General features: G+C 55.9%; 1 protein-coding gene. It reads right to left on the bottom strand.

All coding sequences use genetic code 11. From position 1 onward, the window contains the following. Nucleotides 1-163: 163 nt before the first annotated feature. A complete protein-coding gene (locus AACY52_RS28515) occupies nt 164-574 on the bottom strand; it encodes a hypothetical protein (protein ID WP_299109528.1) in 411 nt (136 codons plus the stop codon). Nucleotides 575-999: the final 425 nt, after the last annotated feature.

Below are 999 nucleotides of genomic sequence, written 5' to 3'. Positions count from 1 at the left end.
AATCCTTTACGAAACCAACTCTCGGCTAGGTTTCCAATTTTCTCGCGCAGCGCCTTTCGGAGGTCTCCCTTCGGCCGTTCACCGTCGTCGCCCATGTGCGCCATGAGTTCGGTAATCGTCCTGTTCAGCGATTTCGATGCACCGATCTTCTGATGGTGGTTGCTCATGGCTGTCGATCCTGTTCCGCTTTAATCGCCCTGGCCCGCTCGATCAGCGTCTCGGCTTCCTTCACCGTCGCCGCCTCCACCTCAATATCGCCCACTTTGATCCGCACTTTTCGGCCGAGCCGCGCCGTAATCCACGATCCGACCAGCGCGCCGACTGGTGTCCCAAGTGCCGATAGGTGCAGGAGAAAGTCGCCGGTCAGCCACGAGGTGCCAGTGCCGGATTTCTGGATATAAGCTTGGCTTTGAACCTTGCGGCCATCTGCTTTCAGCGCCGCCTCGATCCCATACAGCTCCCGCTGCCGATCAGCGTCACGGTACCCGGGCTCATCGTCGACCGCGACGAAGGTCAGCTTAGCGTCGGGCCGGTCGCTGACTGGCGTGACACTTACGATTTTTGCTCCCAACATTCTAACCTTCCCCTACATTTGATAAAGGACATTATCATATGTAGAAGGGAATGTGAATCCTTGGCCTAAACGAGAGGCAGATTTGAGATACGCCACGGCTCGATCAAAACCGCTCAGCCACGATCGGCGCGGGTCTCGCGCGAACGACCGTTCTCGGGAGATGCCAGAAATCACCATAGTGTCGGGCGACCGAACGTCGGCGCGCTATGCGCGCCGACGCCGATTATGTCACCCAACTATCTCACTCGATCTTACAGATAAGGGCGCACCGTACTCCAGTTCTGGAATACAGATCGATCATTTTGGTTGTAGATCGTTGTTCATAACCTTGTTCCAAGCCGCAACGAAGTCTGTGACGAACTTTTGCTGAGCGTCGTTTTGCGCATAGACTTCAGAAACCGCACGAAGCTCGGAGTTTGATCCGA

It is taken from the genome of Pseudomonas sp. EA_65y_Pfl1_P113 (assembly GCF_963970525.1).
In the GTDB taxonomy this organism is placed as follows: Bacteria; Pseudomonadota; Gammaproteobacteria; order Pseudomonadales; family Pseudomonadaceae; genus Aquipseudomonas; species Aquipseudomonas tritici.
This window is presented reverse-complemented; position numbering and strand designations above follow the sequence as displayed.

Excerpts from the sequence above, each read along its gene's own strand:
- AACY52_RS28515 (WP_299109528.1), bottom strand. The coding sequence starts at position 574 with ATGTTGGGAGCAAAAATCGTAAGTGTCACGCCAGTCAGCGACCGGCCC.